At 69.9% G+C, this 14375-nt stretch carries 14 protein-coding genes; 10 read left to right on the forward strand and 4 right to left on the reverse strand.

All coding sequences use genetic code 11. The features are described 5' to 3' along the window. Window positions 1-301: 301 nt before the first annotated feature. Entirely contained in the window at window positions 302-484 is a 183-nt protein-coding gene (locus E1295_RS24470) for a hypothetical protein (RefSeq protein ID WP_132633026.1), read from the reverse strand. 416 nt (window positions 485-900) lie between these two features. Then, window positions 901-1707 carry an enoyl-CoA hydratase/isomerase family protein gene (locus E1295_RS24475; protein WP_220448865.1) on the reverse strand — a complete coding sequence of 269 codons (807 nt, stop codon included), beginning with the start codon at window positions 1705-1707 and terminating at the stop codon, window positions 901-903. A gap of 127 nt (window positions 1708-1834) precedes the next feature. Between E1295_RS24475 and E1295_RS24480 the strand changes: the two genes are divergently transcribed. The 6 genes from E1295_RS24480 to E1295_RS24505 all read left to right on the forward strand — a co-directional run bounded on the left by E1295_RS24480 (window position 1835) and on the right by E1295_RS24505 (window position 8010). Next, window positions 1835-3019 carry a thiolase C-terminal domain-containing protein gene (locus E1295_RS24480; RefSeq protein WP_220448866.1) on the forward strand — a complete coding sequence of 395 codons (1185 nt, stop codon included), beginning with the start codon at window positions 1835-1837 and terminating at the stop codon, window positions 3017-3019. Beyond that, window positions 3019-3840, forward strand: coding sequence for an SDR family NAD(P)-dependent oxidoreductase (locus E1295_RS24485; protein WP_181958038.1), 822 nt, complete (start codon window positions 3019-3021; stop codon window positions 3838-3840). Before E1295_RS24480 ends, E1295_RS24485 begins: the two co-directional genes overlap by 1 nt. Next, on the forward strand, window positions 3830-4708 hold the full coding sequence (locus E1295_RS24490; protein ID WP_132633034.1) for an SDR family oxidoreductase: 879 nt from the start codon (window positions 3830-3832) through the stop codon (window positions 4706-4708). Before E1295_RS24485 ends, E1295_RS24490 begins: the two co-directional genes overlap by 11 nt. Before the next feature lie 10 nt (window positions 4709-4718). Further along, on the forward strand, window positions 4719-5354 hold the full coding sequence (locus E1295_RS24495; RefSeq protein WP_166427390.1) for a TetR/AcrR family transcriptional regulator: 636 nt from the start codon (window positions 4719-4721) through the stop codon (window positions 5352-5354). Between the two features lie 318 nt (window positions 5355-5672). Further along, window positions 5673-7172, forward strand: coding sequence for an AMP-binding protein (locus tag E1295_RS24500; protein ID WP_220448867.1), 1500 nt, complete (start codon window positions 5673-5675; stop codon window positions 7170-7172). Next, on the forward strand, window positions 7165-8010 hold the full coding sequence (locus E1295_RS24505; RefSeq protein ID WP_220448868.1) for an enoyl-CoA hydratase: 846 nt from the start codon (window positions 7165-7167) through the stop codon (window positions 8008-8010). The genes E1295_RS24500 and E1295_RS24505 overlap by 8 nt, the downstream gene beginning before the upstream one ends. Before the next feature lie 50 nt (window positions 8011-8060). Here E1295_RS24505 and E1295_RS24510 read toward each other — a convergent pair whose 3' ends face one another. Beyond that, window positions 8061-8873 (reverse strand): SDR family NAD(P)-dependent oxidoreductase, encoded by an 813-nt coding sequence (locus tag E1295_RS24510; RefSeq protein ID WP_132633040.1) that lies wholly within the window; start codon window positions 8871-8873, stop codon window positions 8061-8063. Between the two features lie 130 nt (window positions 8874-9003). On the opposite strand from E1295_RS24510, the gene E1295_RS24515 reads away from it, so the two are divergent. From E1295_RS24515 to E1295_RS24530, 4 genes are all read left to right on the forward strand, one after another. Further along, window positions 9004-9957 carry an alpha/beta fold hydrolase gene (locus E1295_RS24515; protein ID WP_132633042.1) on the forward strand — a complete coding sequence of 318 codons (954 nt, stop codon included), beginning with the start codon at window positions 9004-9006 and terminating at the stop codon, window positions 9955-9957. Next, the gene (locus E1295_RS24520; protein ID WP_132633044.1) at window positions 9954-11372 is read left to right on the forward strand and encodes an MFS transporter; all 1419 of its coding nucleotides are present in this window, start codon (window positions 9954-9956) and stop codon (window positions 11370-11372) included. The genes E1295_RS24515 and E1295_RS24520 overlap by 4 nt, the downstream gene beginning before the upstream one ends. A 20-nt stretch (window positions 11373-11392) precedes the next feature. After that, the gene (locus E1295_RS24525; protein ID WP_220448869.1) at window positions 11393-12892 is read left to right on the forward strand and encodes an AMP-binding protein; all 1500 of its coding nucleotides are present in this window, start codon (window positions 11393-11395) and stop codon (window positions 12890-12892) included. A gap of 229 nt (window positions 12893-13121) precedes the next feature. Beyond that, entirely contained in the window at window positions 13122-14171 is a 1050-nt protein-coding gene (locus E1295_RS24530) for an NAD(P)H-dependent flavin oxidoreductase (RefSeq protein ID WP_132633046.1), read from the forward strand. 31 nt (window positions 14172-14202) lie between these two features. On the opposite strand, the gene E1295_RS48935 is transcribed toward E1295_RS24530, so the two are convergent. Continuing rightward, window positions 14203-14349, reverse strand: coding sequence for a hypothetical protein (locus tag E1295_RS48935; protein WP_166427391.1), 147 nt, complete (start codon window positions 14347-14349; stop codon window positions 14203-14205). Window positions 14350-14375: the final 26 nt, after the last annotated feature.

The following is a 14375-nucleotide window of genomic DNA, read 5'->3' on the forward strand; positions in this document are numbered from 1 at the left end:
GAAACGGCCAGGCTGATCCGCTCACGCGGACCAGCTGTCACGGCACCGCTCGGGCCTGGAGGCCCTCCCGCGCTGTCGTTTCCTCCCGGGCGTAAACGCCCAGGGTTCCACGCCAGATTCGGCTGAAACAGGCCACCGAGCACGTACGCACCTTCGCCACCCTGCTCACCCAGCCCTACAGCAACGGCCCCACCGAAGGCGTCATCACGAAGATCAAACTGCTGAACGGCAGATGTACGGGCGAGCCGGTCTCGCCCTGCCCCGAAAACGGATCCTTCTCACCATCGCCAGAAACTGAGCGTTACCACAGGGATCTTGGCAGAGCCACTTCAGGTGTGTAAAGATCGTCGCCGGTAGTGACTGAGCGGCTATTACTTGATGCGGCCTGGATAGGTGAGATCAGTTCGATGAGCGCTTCGCGCCAGCCCGTCGCCGTGCTCACCCAGAAGCCCTTGGCCTTGCCGCTGCCCTTGGGCAGGAACATGGCCAGCCCGGTCGGCACGGGACGGGTGCCGCGTCGGACGGCCGGTTGACGAGGTCGGCCTGCTTCTGGCCCGGTTCGCGCACGACCACCTCGATGATCCGCGCGACGCCCGACCGGATGGCAGCGGCAGTACGTGCCCCAGCCCGGGGTGAACATCCCGATCTAGTCCTTGAGCAGCTCGGCCTTGTTGAGCGCGTCCAGCGGGACGGTCCTGCCGGGCAGCTTGACGGTGCCCTCGGAGCCGATCTCGCCGATGGCGCCGTCGGACCCGTGCAGCTCGACCGTGTTCAGCTCGACCGTGTTCAGCTCGACGCACGACGCTTCCGTACCGCCGGCCGAGCCTCGGGCCTGAGGAACACGCGCTCAGCGCGACCCGATCGCCGGTCGCTGTCAGCGCTTGCGGCCGATCGAGGCCGTCAGGGCTTCGCGGGCTTCTTCGTCGCGGCGAGGGCCGTCGCGAACGCCTCCCGCGCGGCATCCGACAACGCTCCGATGGTCTGTGCGCGCGCCTCGGCCTCCAGATGCGCCGCAAGTGGGGACTCCGCGGCGCTGTCAAGCAGGCGCTTGGTCGCCTGCACACCGTACGACGGGTAGGCGGCGATCTCCGCGGCGAGCTGCCGCGCCGCAGCAAGCGGGTCGGCCTCGATCGCCGACGCGAGCCCGTACTCGAGAGCCTGCCCGGCATCGAGCCGCCCCGCGGCGTAGATGAGGCTCGCGGCACGGCCATGCCCGATGAGGCGCGGCAGCAGCCACGACAGGCCGAAGTCGCCCGCGGTCATGCCCAGCCGGAGGAAGGGCGCGGAGAACTTCGCGTCAGGCGACACGATGCGGACGTCGGCCGCGGCCGCGAACGCGAAGCCGGCACCGACAGCGTAGCCCTGCACCGCCGCGATGACCGGCTGGGGGATGTCGCGGATCGCGGCCGTTACGGCGGCCCCGGCGCGCATGCCGGAGTGCATCGACTCCACCGGGTCGGCCGGTGACGGGTCGGCCAGCCCTTCGGCCAGGTCGAGGCCGGCGCAGAACGCGCGGCCTTGGCCGGCGAGCACGACAGCGCCGACATCCGCGCGGGCGCCGATGCCGGTCACGGCGTCGCGCAGGTCTCGCAGGAGGGCATGCGTGAGCGCGTTGAGCCGGTCGGGGCGAGTGAGCGTCACGACGCCGACGCCGCTGTCGATCTCGACCCGGACGGCTTCGCTCCGTCGTGAGATGCCGGAAGCCACGCTCATCACTATAACACCTAACATAGACTTGATCCGTCATCCTAGTCGTAAGCATACTGTGCTCGTCACGGCATGTGACGTCTGAGCGCCGCTGCGAAACGCGCGCCGGAACCGAGAGGAAATTGCCTTGTCCGACAGCAATGCCGTCATCGCCGGGGTCGGGATGATCCCGTTCGCCAAGGCGGGCCGGAGCGATCCGTACAACACGATGGGCGCCGAAGCCGCACGCCGCGCCCTGGCCGACGCGGGACTCGCGTACACCGACGTCCAGCGCGCGTATGCCGGATACATCTACGGTGACTCGATGGCCGGCGAGGCGACGCTCTACGGCCTCGGACTCACCGGCATCCCGATCATGAACGTCCACAACAACTGCTCGTCCGGGTCGGCGGCGCTGCTGCTGGCGCGCGAGGCCGTCGAGAGCGGGCTCGCCGACGTCGCACTCGCGGTCGGCTTCGAGCAGATGGAGGCGAACGTCGAAGGCCGCTGGCCGGAGCGCCCGCACCCGCTCACCGAGCTCGCCAAGGTCGTCGTCGGCAAGTACGGGATGCCCGAGGGCGATCCGGGCGCCGCGCTGTTCTACGGCGCGGCCGGCAAGCAGTACGTGGACGACGGCGTCGACCCGCGCACCTTCGCGCAGATCGCCGTCAAGGCGCGAAAGCACGCCGCGGCTAATCCCTACGCCGTCTTCCGCGACCCGCTGACGGTCGGGGAGGTGCTCGCCTCGCGCGCGATCTACGGCCCGCTCACGAAGTTCCAGTGCTGCCCCCCGTCATCGGGCGCGGCCGCGGCCGTTGTCGTCTCGAAGGCGTACGCCGCCAAGCACGGATTGCGCGGCGATGTGGTCATCGCCGGGCAGGCGATGGAGACCGACTCCCCGAGCACGTTCGAGGGCGACATGAAGAAGCTCATCAGCTTTGATCTCAGCGCCGGCGCGGCGAAGTCCGTCTACGAACAGAGCGGGATCGGCCCGGACGAAGTCGACGTCGTCGAGCTGCACGACTGCTTCACCACGCACGAGTTCCTCATCTACGAAGCCCTCGGGCTCACCCCGGAGGGCACAGCGGAACGGTTCGTGCTCGACGGCGACAACACCTACGGAGGTAAGGTCGTCACGAACCCGTCCGGCGGGCTGCTGTCCCGCGGCCACCCGATCGGCGCGACTGGACTGGCGCAGTGCGCGGAGCTGGTGTGGCAGCTGCGCGGTAGCGCGCAGGACCGGCAGGTCCAGGGTGCCAGGGTCGCGCTCCAGCACAACGTCGGCCTCGGCGGCGCCGCGGTCGTCACGATGTACCGGAAGGTGAGCGCCTGATGGGCAAGCTCGACGGCAAGATCGCACTCCTCACCGGTGGCGGCCGCGGCATCGGCCGCTCGGTCGCGCTCCGCCTGGCGGCGGAAGGCGCGGCGGTCGTGCTCAACGACCTCGACGCGGAGCCCGCCGAGGCGGTCGTCGAAGAGATCGAGGCTCTGGACGGACGCGCGGTCGCCGTGGTGGGCAGCGTCACGGCCGAGGGATTCGCCGGCCGCCTCGTCAACACCGCGGTCGAGACGTTCGGCGGCATCGACATCATCGTCAACAACGCCGGCTACACCTGGGACGCGGTCATCCAGAAGCTCACCGACGAGCAGTGGCACGCCATGCTCGACCTGCACCTCAAGGCGCCGTTCGACATCCTGCGCGCCGCGCAGCCGATCATCAGTGCCGCCGCGAAGAAGGAGAGGGCAGAAGGGCGGGCGGTGCACAGGAAGGTCGTCAACGTCTCGTCGGTGGCGGGCCTGCACGGCAGCGCCGGCCAGGCGAATTACGCCTCCGCCAAGGCGGGGGTCGTCGGGCTGACGAAGACCCTCGCCCACGAGTGGGGCCGCTACAACGTCAACGTCAACTGTGTGGCGTTCGGCTACATCGAGACCCGGCTCTCGGCGCCGAACGACCTCGGCACGATCGAGGTGGAAGGCCGCGAGATCAAGGTCGGCGTACGGCCCGAGGCGGTCGCGGGCCTGAAGATGCTGATCCCGCTCGGACGCGCCGGCACGCCCGACGAGGCGGCGGGGGCGGTGGCACTGCTCACCTACCCGGAGTCCGACTTCGTGTCCGGACAGGTTCTGACCGTCGCCGGCGGCTATGAGTACTGAGAGCGCGCGGATGAACGACGCCAACGGCATCGCAGACTTCGAGGGCCGGGTCGCCTTCGTCACCGGCGGAGCGCGCGGCATCGGCCGTGGCATCGTGCGCGCCCTGTTGCGGCGCGGCGTGAACGTCGCCATCGCCGACATCAGCGCCGCCGCGCTCGACGAGGTGCGCGCGAAATTCGGCGAACCCCAAGACCGCGTGCGCACCTACCGGCTCGATGTCTCCGATCGTGACGCCTACGCCGAGGTCGGCGCCGCCGTCGCCGGGGATCTCGGAGAGGTGACGCTGCTGTTCAACAACGCGGGCGTCATCGACTCCGTCAGCCCGAGCCGGCTGAACTACCGCATGTGGGACCACGTCATGGGCATCAACCTGACGGGCGTCTACAACGGCATCCAGACGTTCGTGCCCGCGATGCTCGCCTCGTCGCGGCGGTGCCACGTCGTGAACACCGCGTCCGAGGCCGGTCTGCTGGAGGCAGGATCCGGGTTCCTCTACCACGCCAGCAAGTACGCCGTCGTGGGCATGAGCGAGTCGCTGCGCCGCGAGCTCGCGCACTCGGGGGTCGGCGTGTCGGTCCTGCTCCCAGGGCCGGTCGCCACGGACATCGTGCAGAACGCCCGTCATCTGCGACCAGACGCGGCACCTGTGCACTCCGCGCGCGTGATCGAGATCCTCGACACGGCGCATCACATGCTCAAGGAGTCCGGCACGCGGCCCGACGGCGTCGGAGAGCTGGTGCTGGACGCCGTGGAACACGACCGCCCTTACGTCGCGACCCGCAACGAGCTGAGCGACCTGCTCGACGCGCGTAACGCCGAGCTGCGCGCCGCCATGGAGCACGCCGAAGCCCTTCTCGCGGCGTCGTAGGATGGCCAGGGTGAGCACTGCCCCGCGACGACGAATCGACGAGATCGGCGACGAGAGCCGTAAGCGCATCCTCGACGCGGCCGAGGAACTGTTCGCCGAGCGGGGGTTCGACCGCACGTCGTTCGTCGACATCGCCGAGCGGTCCGGCATCAGCCGCGGCAGCATCCCGTGGCATTTCAAGAACAAGGACGGGTTGCTCATCGCGGTCGTCGAGCGCGCGCTCGAGAGCTTCATGGCTCCCGAGCGCTACGAGCGGCCGCCGACCCTCGGCGAGATCCTCGACGACTACGCGGCGTGGGTGCGCGACGGCAAGTCGGCTCTCATGTTCATGCTGCTCACCGAGGCGATGAGCAGCACCGGCCTGGTGAAGTCGCACTACCAGGAGTTCCTCAAGCAGCGCCGGCGCGGGCTGCGCCACTGGCTGCGCGCGCTGCGTCCGGAGGGCGCCGACCCGGAGGTCGCGGCCGAGCGTGAGAGGGAGCTGGCGCTGGCCATGAACTCCGCCGTGCTCGGCCTGCACCTTCAGGCGAGCATCGACCCCGAGGGGATCGACTTCGAAAAGTCGCTGCGGTCGCTGGAGAATCTCCTCAACGCGCGCCTCGCCAAGCTGTGGACGGCCCGGGAAACCCTGAACGACGACGCCTGACGCCCGCCCGCGAAGGGCCCGCAACGCGGTGACGACCGCGTGGCGTGACATCCGGCTTGCCTACCTGTGCTGTTCAACATAGACTTGGCCAACATGACGGCGCCCCGCCGCGGCTCGGAGCCGGCCGAGCACGTCGAGACCCAGCCGCCGCTCCCACCCCGATCTCCCGGCCTCCGGGCACGCAGGAGTTCGGCCGAGTCACGGCCATGCCCGGCGCACGTCCCTGACCCACGCTCGATCTGAGGCCCCGGCCCGAGAACTCCTGACCCGAGCCGCCTACATCGCACCGACCGCTTGCCAACGCCGAGGGGTTTACCCATGGATGTATCCGACGTCATGGAACTGCTCGAGGCCAATCCGCCCGAGCCGTACGTGCGCTCGATGGCGCGCCTGGCCGACGACGATCCCGACTTCGTCGCGATCGTCCACGAGGACCGGACGATCACGCGGCGCGAACTGGAGCGCCAGTCGAACCGGCTGGCGCGCGTTCTACGGGATCGCGGAGTGCGGCACGGCGACTACGCCGCGATCGCGCTGCCCAACGGCATCGGCTTCTTCGTCGCGTTCTGGGCGACCCTCAAGGTCGGCGGCGTGCCGATCCCGCTGTCGTACCGGCTGCCGCGCACGGAGCGGCAGGCGATCCTCGACCTCGCGAACCCCGCGCTGCTCATCGGCGTCGATCCGGCCGACCACCCCGGCCACGCGGCGCTGCCCGCGGAATTCGTCCCCGACGCGTCGGTGAGCGACGAGCCGCTACCCGAGGTCGTGTCGCCCTCGTGGAAGGCTCCCACGTCGGGCGGCTCGACGGGACGGCCGAAGCTCATCCGGATCACCGCTCCCGCGCACGGCGCTCCGGCGCTCAACCGCGCGCTGTGGGGGCTCGAGCCCACCGATGTGCAGGCGGTCGTCGCGCCGCTGTATCACAACGCCGCGCTGCAGTTCGCGACGGCGGGCCAGATGCTCGGCCAGCGCCTTGTCGTGCTGACCCGGTTCGACCCCGAGCAGACACTGCGGGCGATCGAGCGGCACCGCGTCAGCTGGATGATGACGGTCCCGACGATGCTGCAGCGTATGTACCGCGTCATCGAGGCGGGCGGCGAGTACGACCTCGGCTCGCTGCGCGCGCTGTGGCACTCGTCGGCGCCGTGCCCGCCGTGGCTCAAGGCCGCCTGGATCGACCTCGTCGGAGCCGACAAGGTCTACGAGGTGTACGCGGGCACCGAGTCCATCGCGACCACCGTCATCACGGGCACGGAGTGGCTCGAACACCCCGGCTCGGTCGGACGGCCGACCGTCGGCGACATGAAGATCGTCGGCAACGACGGGGAGGAGCTGCCGCGGGGCGCGGTCGGCGAGATCTACATGCGCGGCCTCGAAGGCGCCGGCCCGTCCTACGAGTACGTGGGCGCCGAGCGGAAGCCGCGCGACGGGTGGGACTCCCTCGGCGACCTCGGCTGGATGGACGACGACGGCTACCTCTACATCACCGACCGGCGCGCCGACCTCATCGTCGCCGGCGGCGCCAACATCTACCCCGCCGAGGTCGAGAGCGCGATCGACCGGCACCCGAAGGTGGTCTCGTCCGTCGTCGTCGGCCTGAGCGACCCCGACCTCGGCCAGCGCGTGCACGCCGTCGTGCACGCGCAACAGGGGACGACGGCCGAGGAACTCCTGGAATTCCTCGCCGACCACCTCGTGCGCTACAAGATCCCGCGCTCGATCGAGATCACCGGCCAGCCGCTGCGCGACGAGTCCGGCAAGGTCCGCCGCAGCCAGGTCCGCGATGCTGCCAGCGGAAGGACGCAGTCCCGTGCCTGAGACCACCTACGAACAGATCCGCTACGACGAGCCGGTGCCGGGAGTCGCGCGCATCACCCTCGCGCGCGAGGACACCCGCAACGCGCAGGACTACCAGATGCTCCACGAGCTGGACGAGGCGTTCCAGCGCGCGACCCTGGACGACGACGTCCGCGTCATCATCCTGGCCGCGGACGGGCCGCACTTCTCCTCGGGCCACGACCTGCGGAACACCGCGACCGGCGCCGACTTCGAGCCGCACTGCATGACGGGCGGATACCTGCAGCCCGGCCAGGCCGGCGGGATGGCCAATGAGGAGGAGTTCTACCTCGGGATGTGCTGGCGCTGGCGCAACGTGCCCAAGCCCACGATCGCGCAGGTGCAGGGCAAGGTGATCGCCGGCGGTCTCATGCTGGTCTGGCCGTGCGACCTCATCGTCGCCAGCGAGGAGGCCACCTTCGCCGACCCGACCGTCGCGCTCGCGGTCAACGGCCACGAATACCACACCCACACGTGGGAGCTCGGGCCACGCAAGGCGAAGGAGATGCTGTTCCGCGGCTCGCCACTCACCGCAGAGGAGTGCCGTCAGCTCGGCATGATCAACCACGTGGTGGCGCGCGAGTTGCTGGAGTCGTTCACGCTCGAACTCGCGGCCGAGATCGCGCAGCGCCCGTCGTTCGGGCTCAAGCTCGCGAAGATGTCGGTCAACGGCGCCCTGGAGGCGCAGGGCCAGTACAACGCGCTGCGGCACGCGTTCGCCCTGCACCAGGCGGCGCATGCCAACGCGCGCGCGGTGTTCGACGGCATCCCCGTCGACCCGTCCGGCATCGCGGTCATGCGCGAGCTGGCGCGGCGCTGAGCTCCGCGCACGCAGCCCGCTCCCCCCGGGGGGCGGGCTGCGTGCGCGGGTCACAAGGTGGGCTCGTGGGCGCTGAACGAGCTGAGGAGCATGTCGCCGCGCATGCCGATGTACTTCTTCATCATGAGGTCGGTGTGGATCCAGGTCGCCTTGGCCTCCATGCCCGCGATAACGATCTCGCCGACCTCGTCGATGCCCACGCCCTGGGCGATGGCCGCCGCGCTCTCCTCGCTCCCTTCGCCGGGCTCGCGCACGAGGTGGCCGTCGGCGAGCGCCTGGGTGTTCCCGAGGATGCCGGTGCTGACGTAGCCGGGGCACAGCACGCTGACGTCGATGCCGTACTTCGCGCCCGCCACCTTCAGCGACTCCGACAGGCCCACGACGGCGTACTTCGACGTCGAGTACAGCACGTTCGAGCCGGCGACCAGGCCGGCGCCCGACGCCGTGTTCACCACGTAACCGCCCTGACCGCGCTCGATCATGCGGGGCACGAACGTCTGCACCCCGTTGACCACGCCGTGGACGTTGATCCCGAGCGCGAGGTCCCACACCTCGTAGGAGAGCTTCGACAGCGACGTGTACGGCGCGATCCCCGCATTGTTGAACAGCAGGTTCACCGGGCCGAGGTCGGCCTCGACGGCATCGGCGGCCGCGGCGAAGGCGTCGCGGCCGCGCACGTCGAGCGGGTGCGTGACGACGTCGGTGGTCGCCGACAGCTCGGCTCCGGCCGTCGCGAGCGCGGCCTCGTCGATGTCGGCGAGGGCCAGCCGCACACCGCGCTTGCCGAGTGCTCGCGCGATGCCGAGCCCGATTCCCTGAGCACCGCCGGTGATGAAGGCGACTGAGCCCTGCCAGTCCGTCACGGACGCACCTCTTCTCCTCTGCCAGGGACTTCTCTCTGGTCCAGGATCACAGCATACTATGTTGAGCAACTAGGTCTATGCTGTCCGTCATAGAACTGGCAGTGTGAGAAGCGTCGTGAGAGGAAGACGGATGCCGAACCAGGGCAGATCCCCCGCGGGGGTCGTTGTCGACGCGCCTGCGTGGTTCCGCGCCGCCCTCGCGGACGAGCCCCAGACGGGGTACGTCCGCGTCGATGGCGCGGACATCGCCTGGCGTGCGTGGGGGGACCCGGGCGCGGACGGCATCGTCCTCATCCACGGCGGCGCCGCGCACGCGCGGTGGTGGGACCACATCGCCCCCCTCCTCGTCGAGGACCGCCGGCGCGTGGTGGCCGTCGATCTGTCGGGACACGGCGACAGCGATCATCGCGACCACTACGACCTCGACAGGTGGGTCGCCGAGGCCGTAGCGGTCGCGGCCGGCTCGGCGGGGATCCGCGACGGTGCGACGGTCGTGGGTCACAGCCTCGGCGGCCTGGTCGCGCTGCGCGCCGGCATGCTCCACCCCGCGCACCTCGGCGAAGTCGTCGTGATCGACACTCCGCTGGGCGAGCCCAGCCCTGAGGAGCGCGCCGCCCGCGCGGGACAGGCCTTCGGCCCGCTGCGCGTCTACCCGAGCCGCGACCAGGCGCTCACGCGATTCCGCCCGATGCCCGGCCAGCCGGTGATCGACTTCGTCGCCGGCCACGTCGCCGCGCACTCCCTCCGCGAGGTGCCCGGTGGGTGGTCGTGGAAATTCGATCCGGGAGTGCTCGGGTTCGCCTCGCCAAGGACATGGCCGGCGATGCCCGCTCGTACCCGGGTCGTCCTGATCCGCGGAGAGCGCGGCATCCTGCCCCGCCGCATCAGCCCCGCGATCCGCGACCTGCTCGGCGGCACCGCCACGATGATCGAGATCCCGGACGCCGATCACCACGTGATGCTCGACCAGCCGCTCGCGCTGGTAGCGGCGCTGCGAACCGACCTGGCGAGCCGATCCAGGCTTGACCTGACACCGACCCCACCGACTCCCCCACCAGCCCATAGACGAGGACGTCGCACATGAGCACGACAACGCCCACCCCACCCTCGCCGGAGGCAGGGGCCGAGAAGGATCTCAATGCGCGCATCGACCGCATCCCCTCCTACACCTCGCGGATGCGGTGGCTGATCATCCTGCTCGCCCTCATGTTCGGATTCGACCTCGTCGACATCCAGACGTTCGGGCTCGTCGCCCCCGCGCTGCAGCGCGAATGGGGCATCAGTTCCGACCAGGTCGGTTTACTGCAGTCGATGGTGTTCGTCGGAGGTCTGATCGGCGCGCTCATCGCGGGCCCGCTCGCCGACCGCATCGGGCGGCGGCCCGTCGCCATCGGCGCGGTACTGCTCTTCTCCCTGGGATCGCTGGCCTCCGCGTTCGCGCCGTCTCCCGAAATCCTCGGCGCGCTGCGCGTGGTAACCGGCATCGGCGTCACGGCGGGGACCACGGCCATCCTCGTGGCCGCCTCGGAGTTCTTCCCGAAGGCTCTGCGCGGGCGCGGCATCGCGATCATCACGCTCGTGTCCGTCCTCATCATCCCGCTCGTAGTGATCGTCGCGAACGCCACCGTGCCGACCGGCCAGTGGCACGTCGTGTTCCTGTTCGGCGCACTCGGCCTGTTCGTGGCCGTTCCCGCGTTCTGGCTGCTTCCCGAGTCCCCGCGCTGGCAGGCCTCGCGCGGCCAACTGGACCGCGCCGAGCGGACGGTGCGGCTCTTCGAGGATCAGTACACCAAGGGGGGCAGGCGCACCCTGCCCGCGCCGGTCGTGCTCGACGAGGTCGCCCCGGTCGAAGAGCGTTCGGTGTGGTCGATCTTCAAGCCGCTGTTCCTGCGCCGCACGATCGTCGCGACGCTCATCTTCGTCGGCCTCGCCGTCCTGAACACGGGCGTCAACAGCTGGCTCCCGGTGATCCTCAACCAGCGCGGCCATCCACTCGATCAGGTCTACAGCTGGATCGTCGTCCTCTCGTTCGGGGGCCTCGCCGGCACGTTCCTCGCGACCTTCGTCATCGAGTTGTTCGAGCGCAAGTGGCTGGTGTTCACGGTCGCGGCCGTCACCGGCGTCGGATACCTGTTCCTCGGCTTCGTCGACACCGTGCCGGTGATCCTCGGCGCCGGTCTGACGGCGGTCATCGCCTCGTCGATCCTGTCCACGGCGGTATTCACGTACACGCCGGAGATCTTCCAGACCGAGGTCCGTGGCGTCGGCACCGGGTTCGCCCAGGCGGCGTCGCGGATCATGACGATCGCGAACGCGGTCATCATCGGCGTGATCCTCGTCACCTCCACCGAGGCGGTCTTCGTCTACCTCGCCGCCGTCACGGTGCTGATCTGCGTCATGGCCGTGCTCGGGCCGAAGGTGGGCGTGCGCGAGGCGCGCGCCGCCCGGCGCGCCGGCCAGGCGGAACAGAAGCGTTTCAATGCCGATGCCGCCAAGTGACCACCTCACGGAAGGAAATCATGATGGCGAATCAGCAGTCAGGCGACCCCACTCCCCCGATCGGCACCCGGCTCTCTCTGCTCGCGCGGCAGGACCCGGACGCGCCGGTGATAACCGCCGAGGGCGTGACGATCACACGAGACGAACTGGACCGCTCGACGAACCGGCTCGCGCGCGCCTATGCCGAACTCGGCGTGCGGCAGGGCGACTACGTGACGATCATGCTGCCGAACGGCATCGAGTGGGTGCGGGCGGCGGTGGCCGCCTGGAAGCTGGGCGCCACGATCGCCCCGCTCTCCGCTCGGATGCCGGAGCAGGAGTTCGCCGCCATGCTCGAGCTCGCGCCGCGCGCGCTCATCGCCGGCCGCGTCGTGCCCGGCTTCACCTGTGTGCCGGCCGGCTTTCTGCCCGCCACGTCGCTGTCGGACGAGCCGCTGCCACCGGTGGTCTCACCGGTGTGGAAGGCGATGCCGTCGGGCGGCAGCACCGGGCGTCCGAAGATGATCGCGGTCACCGCCGACAGCCGGATCGACCCCACAGGCCCCGCCGCGCTGTTCGGCCTGACCGTCGGCGGCACCCAGCTCGTGACCGGCCCGCTCACGCACAACACCTCTGTGACAACGCTCGTCCACGGCATGCTCATCGGCCAGCACATCGTGCTCACCGCCCGGTTCGACGCCGAGCAGGCGCTGCGTCTCATCGCCGAGCACCACGTGGAGTTCATCGCGACGGTCCCCGCCGTGCTGCAGCGACTGCTGCCCGTGTATCGGGCAAATCCGGACGCCTACGACCTGTCGTCACTGCGACGCCTGTGGCACCTCGGCTCCGCCTGCCCTCCCGAGCTCAAGCAGTCCTGGATCGAGATCCTCGGACCGGACGCGGTCTGGGAGATGTACGGCGGCACCGAGTCGACCGCCGTCACCGCGATCGGCGGCGGCGAATGGCTCGAGCACCGCGGCTCGGTCGGCCGCGCGGTCGTCGGGTCCATCCGCGTCGTGGACGAGATCGGCGAGGACTGCCCGCCCGGCGTCGTCGGCGAGATCGCCATGCGCCCGCCCGCCGGCGTCGAGGCGACCTACCGCTACATCGGCTCCGAGACCGTCAAGCGCGACGGCTGGGACACCCTCGGCGACCTCGGCTGGTTCGACGAGGACGGCTACCTCTACATCAGCGACCGCCGCGTCGACATGTACAACGTCGGCGGTCGTAAGGTGTACCCCTCCGAGGTCGAGTCCGCGATCGCGGCCCACCCGGCGGTGCTCTCGTCGGTGGTGGTCGGTGTGCCCGACGACGAGCTCGGACAGGCCGGCTACGCCCTCGTCGAAGCCGACGCGGCGGCGGGCCTCGACGAGCACGCGCTGTTCGGGTTCCTGCGGGAGCGCCTGGCCGAGTACAAGCTGCCGAGACGCATCGAGTTCCGGGCCGAACCGTTGCGCGACGTGTCGGGGAAGGTACGCCGCTCCGCGATCCGCGACGAGATCGTCGAGCGGTTGCGCGCAGAGGCGTCCGCCGCTCCATGACTTCGCTGCGGATGAGGTCGCCTTGAGCAGCCTGCGCGAACCTGCGGGGGTGGGCCGCGCGGCCCACCCTGTTCCTCGGCGCATCGCCGGGCATCGGTGTCGCCTTCCCTTGACTAGCGAAGACAACTCTGCGGCGGAGGCCTTGCCCGGCGTGGACAGAGCATGACCTTCATCCGGACGTCGGCGAGGCATAACGTGGACGAAAGGGTCACGAGGGAAGGGTGCCGTCATGTCCGTGTTGTCCACCAGACTCACCGCGCAATACGCCATCCCCTACCCGTTCGTCTGCGCGGGGATGTCGTTCGTGGCCGAGACGCCCGAGTTCGCGGCGGCAGTCACCAACGCGGGGGGCATCGGCGCGATCGGCGCCGCGCTCCTGCCCCCGGACCGGCTCAGGGAGATGATCCGCGAGGTCAAGGAACGTACGGCGGGCAAGCCGTTCCACGTCAATCTCATCACCTTCTTCCCCACCGGCGAACTGGTCGAGGTGTGCGTGGCGGAGCGGGTGCCGATCGTCTCCTTCCACTGGGGTCATCCCCCGGCCGAGCAGGTGAGACTGCTACGCGAGGCCGGGGTGTCGGTGTGGGAGCAGGTCGACTCCGCCGAGACGGCCCGGCTCGCCGTGGACGGCGGGGCCGAACTCGTCATCGCCCAGGGCTGGGAGGCCGGCGGGCACAACTACGGCGGGCTGCCGACCATGGTCAACGTGCCCGCCGTCGTGGACGCCGTGGGCGAGCGGGCGATGGTCCTGGCCGCAGGCGGGATCACCGACGGCCGCCAGGTCGCCGCCTCCCTGTGCCTGGGCGCGGACGGCGTGTGGGTGGGGACGCGCATGGTCGCCTCGCACGAGGCCCGCGTGCATCCCGAGCACCACCGACGGCTGGTCGCCGCCGCCGGGGACAGCGCCGTGCTCACGTCGATCTTCGGGCCGGAGTTCCCGCGGTTCAACCCCATGCGGCTGCACCGCAACCGGGTGGTGGCCGAGTGGCAACACCGGCCGGCGGAGCTCCCGGCCGATCTCGATTCCCTGGAACGGGTCGGTACCACGGTCGTCCAGGGCGAGGAGACGCCGGTACGCAAGTTCCCCCTGCTCCTTGCGGTCCCGGAGACGGAGGCCGACTGGGAGGAGATGCCCTGGCTCATGGGACAGGGCGTCGGCCTGATCCACGACATCAAGCCCGCCGCAGACATCGTCACCGGCATGATGGAGCAGGCCGAACGGGTACTGACCGGCTTCGGGACCGGTGCCGGAACGCGCGGCCGGACCGACGAGAGGTGACCCGCAACCCAGGTGCGGTCGTCGGCGCCCGTCATCGCACCAGCGGATGTTCACGCTGGTAGGCCACCGTTCGGCCGCGATTCAGCGCGTCCAGCTCGGCGTGATCACACATGACGCCGCCGCCCAGCGCGCGCCACCTGCTCCACCACCTCGCGCAGCCGACACGGAATCTCGTCATCGACAGAGCAAATAATGACAGAATGT

It is taken from the genome of Nonomuraea mesophila (assembly GCF_004352805.1).
In the GTDB taxonomy this organism is placed as follows: Bacteria; Actinomycetota; Actinomycetes; order Streptosporangiales; family Streptosporangiaceae; genus Nonomuraea; species Nonomuraea longispora.

Bases quoted from the DNA above. Each gene is read 5' to 3' on its own strand.
- E1295_RS24470 (WP_132633026.1), bottom strand. From the start codon at position 484: ATGTTCCTGCCCAAGGGCAGCGGCAAGGCCAAGGGCTTCTGGGTGAGC.
- E1295_RS24485 (WP_181958038.1), top strand. From the start codon at position 3,019: ATGGGCAAGCTCGACGGCAAGATCGCACTCCTCACCGGTGGCGGCCGC.
- E1295_RS24490 (WP_132633034.1), top strand. From the start codon at position 3,830: ATGAGTACTGAGAGCGCGCGGATGAACGACGCCAACGGCATCGCAGAC.
- E1295_RS24500 (WP_220448867.1), top strand. From the start codon at position 5,673: ATGGATGTATCCGACGTCATGGAACTGCTCGAGGCCAATCCGCCCGAG.
- E1295_RS24515 (WP_132633042.1), top strand. From the start codon at position 9,004: ATGCCGAACCAGGGCAGATCCCCCGCGGGGGTCGTTGTCGACGCGCCT.
- E1295_RS24520 (WP_132633044.1), top strand. From the start codon at position 9,954: ATGAGCACGACAACGCCCACCCCACCCTCGCCGGAGGCAGGGGCCGAG.
- E1295_RS24525 (WP_220448869.1), top strand. From the start codon at position 11,393: ATGATGGCGAATCAGCAGTCAGGCGACCCCACTCCCCCGATCGGCACC.
- E1295_RS24530 (WP_132633046.1), top strand. From the start codon at position 13,122: ATGTCCGTGTTGTCCACCAGACTCACCGCGCAATACGCCATCCCCTAC.
- E1295_RS48935 (WP_166427391.1), bottom strand. From the start codon at position 14,349: ATGACGAGATTCCGTGTCGGCTGCGCGAGGTGGTGGAGCAGGTGGCGC.